Here is a 4900-nt window from a genome sequence, read left to right as displayed (position 1 = left end):
AGAGAAGATGCAAGGGTGATGCAAGGGTGATGCAAGGGTTTTAAGAGATTCTAGCAGATTTAAGTGCATTTGGGAAGCTCTCAATCAAGCTAAAAGCCCTTTCCTGTAAGGTTTTTACCATTATTCAGCAAACCCTAATTATTAACTAACTACTTGAGAAAAAAGCTTTTCGTATTGATCCAAAGTCTTTTCAAAGGCATAATTTTCTTCCGCGTATTGTCGTCCTTTTTCTCCTAGTATAGTTGCTAAATCTGGGTTTTTATATAGCTTTAAAATAGCCGTAGCTAATGCCTCTGGATCTTCAGGAGTAACCACCAAACCACCACCACTACGCTCGATCGCCCTAGCGGCGGTTCCATCGGCGGGAACAGAAGCAATAATAGCACGACCACTAGCTAATAATACCTGAATTTTGGACGGCATATTAAAGGAAATAACGTTATGTTTTTGCATCACCATACCCACATCGGCGGCTGCTAACATTTCTGGTAATTTTTCCCGGGTTTGAAAGGGTAATAAAAGCACATTACTGGCCCCCTGTTGTTGGCGATACTTTTCTAGGCGATCAAGGGCTTCTTTTTTACCAACAATTAGCACTTTAATCTCAGGGATGTCAACTAAGTAAACTGCAGCATCGATCAGGGTTTCTAGGGGTTGGGTTAGGGCAATATTGCCAGAATATAAAACAACAAATTTGCCCTCAAGATGATTTTCTTGGCGAAAATAATTATTGTTTTTCGGCAGAGGTTTAATAAAGCTTACATCCACCCAATTAGGAATTTCAATAATTTTCTGACTCGGCACATTTTTAGTTAGGAGATTTTTGGTAAAACCATCGGCAATAACCGAGATTTTGCTGGCAGTTTGATAGGCAAATTTTTCGAGACGACTAAAAACCTTAATCATTTTCTCATTAGTTAATAATCCCACATGAACTGCCGCGTCGGGCAGAATATCCTGTAAGTTTAGAATAATCGGCACGCCATATAATTTACTCAATAAAGCGGCAGGAACGCAAACGGGTAATCCGGGTACAGTTAAGAAAATTAGATCGGGTTTTTCACCCTTGAGAGCCTGAAAGAAACTCAAAAAAACAAAGCTCAATTCAAAGAAAATTCGATTTTTTAAACTTCTTTGGGGACGCGCCCAGACGTAGGAACGTTGAATTTTAACACCATTTCGTTCTTCTTCTAGATAGATTTTTCCTCGGTATTCGGGATCGATTTCACTATTAGGATACCAAGGAAAAGCGGTTAAAACCCTGACTTGATGACCTCTTTTAACCAATCCTTCCGCTAATTCTGTCATCAGGGGAGCGATGCCGATCGGTTCGGGATAATAGTTATAAGAATAGAGCAAAATTCGCATAGGGATGGCAATTTGGTTGGGCGATTCAGTTTCATGATTTTATCAATAGTTACTGGTTTTTTGACAAATCAGATGCGCTTTTGTCAGGGATGACCCTAGAAAGAGGTTTGGCATCAGGTGAGGATTAGCGGTGAGAGATGCGGAAAAAAAGGGAAATTGGCTCATAAATTAATCCTCAAAACCTTATTTTTCCCTTACCCGGTGGCCGATATCACGACGATAATAGATGCCCTCAAAGTGTATCCTTTTCACCGATTGATAGGCAAGTTCGATCGCCTGATTAAAATTAGCTCCCATCGCCGTGACACCCAAAACCCGGCCGCCATCGGTGAAGATATCGCCGTGTTTTAAAACCGTGCCGGCGTGGAAAACGATCGCTCCCGCGGTTTCAGCTGCCTTAATTCCAGTGATTAACTGGCCTTTTTCGTAGTGGTCGGGATAACCAGCAGACGCGGCCACCACACAAACGGCACTACCGGATCGCCATTGTAAAGAGGGGAAATCAGTTAATTTTTGTTGAGCGCAAGCCAGCAGTAGCGGTGCCAGGGGAGTTTCCAGTAGGGGTAAAACCGCTTGGGTTTCGGGATCGCCAAAACGACAGTTAAATTCGAGAACTTTTGGCTCTCCGGCGGGGGAAATCATTAAACCCGCGTAGAGGACTCCCCGATAGTCAATGCCGCGTTTTTGTAGGGTGGCGACGATGGGGGCGAGGATGTCTCGGTTTACCGCTTCGATAATGGCGGCGGTGGCTATGGGGGCGGGGGCATAAACTCCCATACCGCCGGTATTTTTGCCGGTATCGCCTTCACCGATCCGCTTGTGATCTTGGGCAGGTAGCAGGGAACGAAAGCTGATCCCATCGGTGAGGGTGAGGATAGACACTTCTTCTCCCTCTAGGAATTCTTCCACCACGACTTTAGTAAAGCCACTGGTAAAAAGATCATCGATCGCTTCTAGGGCCGTATCTACGGTTTCGGCGACAATTACCCCTTTTCCTGCGGCTAATCCGTCAGCTTTCACCACAATTGGCGCTCCTTGCTCTCGGATATAAGTTTTTGCTAATTCTGCATCGGTAAAGGTTTCCGAGACGGCGGTGATAACTGCTGCTTCGCTCATTAATTCTTTTGCCCAGGATTTGCTCGATTCAATTAGGGCCCCGGTTTGTGTGGGGCCAAAAACGGCAATTTCTTGGCCGAGAAGATGATCGGTAATGCCGAGGGAGAGGGGATATTCTGGCCCGACAACCACCAGATCGACGCAATTTTCTCGGGCAAAGCGGCTAATTTCGGCAAAATCCTCCATTGCTATGGGGATATTTTCACATTGAGGTAAAATTGCCGTTCCCCCATTACCCGGAATACAGAACACTTGTTCTACTTCGGGCGATTGCAGCAGTTTCCAAGCCAAGGCGTGTTCTCGACCACCACTGCCGATAACGATAATTTTCACGGATAAACGCAGCCTAAATGACGATGGTTTAATTATCCCCTAGCTCCGGGTCACCATTGGCTAGAAGTTGAGATTACTTAACTTTTTAATCGATTTGACGGATTCAGGATTCAGGATTCAGGATTCAGGATTCAGGATTCAGGATTCAGGATTCAGGATTCAGGAGATAGGAGATAGGAGATAGGAGATAGGAGTCAGGAGATAGGAGATTATTTTATTTATTCTCCCCACACCCCACACCCCACACCCCACACCCCACACCCCATCTCCCCATTTCCCACTTCCCCACTTCCCCCCTTCTCCTCTCATAGACAGTCTTAACAAGTAATTTAGATAGCGAACAGCTGGTCACTGGATTTGACGGAGACAGGACAAATCAGCTTGACCGAAATGAATACTAAAAGCTACTTGCAGATTTTCTAGGGATTTAACCAACCAAGGCACCCGCTCGCGAGAATAACTCTCGTAGTGGTTAAATAGAATCGAAAAACGTTTATCTAAGTGGGGTTTTGCCTTGGGACAGATCAAAATCAACTTGAGCAATAACCCCACAGTCCGAGTTACCCCCATATTGGTGATCATATCCATAAAAATGTAATGATCGGGTTTTTGGCCGCTTTCCACCACCAGATAATTTAACAGTTGGCTAGAAGTACGCAGCATGAGAAATTCACTCGGTTTTTGTTGATCGCAGTGGGGTAGAGTATTTTGCAGGACATCGTCGAGTTTTTTGTTAAATTGCCCCTTGCCGTAGTCTAAGGAGGTAATCAGATAATCGTAGAGGTCATTTTTAAAATCTTTATAGGTAGGGGTATAAACTGTATTCGCCAGAAAATTTTGCGAAAGAGCCTTATGAGTATAATTTCCTGCTACCGTCCCCAGATAATGCTTGAGGGCGCGATTTAGCTCCTTATCATTGAGCAGGGTGGGATTTTCTACCGGTTGAATGATTCTCCCCGCTTCTTCCCTGATTTTTGGGCTATGAGCAACCTGTGCCAAACGTACCTGATAGGTGACATAACGAGAGAGATTTACCTCGAAACGGCTCTCGGTTTTCACCTTAATACGTCTAACGGTTTGTCGCTGTTCTCGGGGACTTTCATCACCGAGTAAATAGTAATCATAGAGATAGGGATAACGACTAATCAGGGTTCCCAGGGAAGCGGCGGTTTTTTCGCTGTATTTGCCGCTAATAATTCTCGCCAGACGCTGCAGCCTAACGTAGTCATCCGAGAGGGTAAAATTTTTGACCAGATGGCCCAAATTATTGGGGATACTGTAATGTCCAGGAGGTGGGGAGGGCAAATTTTCCAGTAGCGATACCAATTCGGGAATTGCTGGCTGATGGGCGGGCTGCGTTTGCCATCGATTCACTAAAATATGACAGCAGCGGTTAAAGAAATGATAAAAACGAATTTCGGGATCTTTGGCCTTGACAAGACGCTCTAGGGCTAAATAAATAGGAGCTTCTTGATAACCGCCACCTTCGATAAACAGACGACGAAAATTCTCGATTAATTGCTCGGGGGAATCGGTCCTGGCGCGGTCGAGCCAATAATCGTACAGTAGCTGTTCTTCGTCTCTTGTTTGTCTTTGTCCAGTGTTTAGACTAGCCATGGTTATTTGATTCAGCCCTCCTAAATCAGTAAGCGGATGGATTTTAGGGCTATGACCATAAAGGGGTCAATTGTGATTAGATAGTAGATGCTCCCTTCTGAGGATGCCCCTATTTTGGGTCATTGTACTGATCGAGTCGATCCATTTTAGCTTGGCAAGTTTGGGAAAATTCCCCTTGGCTTACCCAGCCAAGCTTGCGGACTATGCCCAGATTACTAAAAATTTAGGCAGCGTACCCTGCTAATTAAGTTAGCGAAAGGAAACCCCGATTGTATGTGATCTAAGTCACATTTAAACCTAAATCCATCTTCTAGATAATTCGGAATTTACCTAAAATGTCGGATGAATGCCCCCGCTACATTTTTCGACAAGATACTCAGCTTTGCGGGGGATGAAATCCGACCAGAATATCAACCGCAGAGCATCGGTTTAATTCCACCATCTGTGGGTAAACTGTGTTATAATT

Annotated in this window: 4 protein-coding genes; all 4 read right to left on the bottom strand. The window is 44.6% G+C overall.

Features of this window, described 5'->3' with window-relative positions:
• Positions 1 to 141: 141 nt before the first annotated feature.
• On the bottom strand, positions 142 to 1368 hold the full coding sequence (locus tag O9300_RS07395; protein WP_287971000.1) for a glycosyltransferase family 4 protein: 1227 nt from the start codon (positions 1366 to 1368) through the stop codon (positions 142 to 144).
• A 42-nt stretch (positions 1369 to 1410) separates the two neighbouring features.
• Positions 1411 to 1533 (bottom strand): hypothetical protein, encoded by a 123-nt coding sequence (locus O9300_RS07390; RefSeq protein WP_261779653.1) that lies wholly within the window; start codon positions 1531 to 1533, stop codon positions 1411 to 1413.
• Between the two features lie 18 nt (positions 1534 to 1551).
• On the bottom strand, positions 1552 to 2817 hold the full coding sequence (gene purD, locus O9300_RS07385) for a phosphoribosylamine--glycine ligase (protein ID WP_287970998.1): 1266 nt from the start codon (positions 2815 to 2817) through the stop codon (positions 1552 to 1554).
• 348 nt (positions 2818 to 3165) lie between these two features.
• Entirely contained in the window at positions 3166 to 4434 is a 1269-nt protein-coding gene (locus O9300_RS07380; RefSeq protein ID WP_287970996.1) for a Sll1247 family protein, read from the bottom strand.
• Between the last annotated feature and the right edge of the window lie 466 nt (positions 4435 to 4900).

The sequence above is a fragment of the Microcystis sp. LE19-195.1E genome (genome assembly GCF_027532095.1).
GTDB lineage: Bacteria > Cyanobacteriota > Cyanobacteriia > Cyanobacteriales > Microcystaceae > Microcystis > Microcystis aeruginosa.
This window is presented reverse-complemented; position numbering and strand designations above follow the sequence as displayed.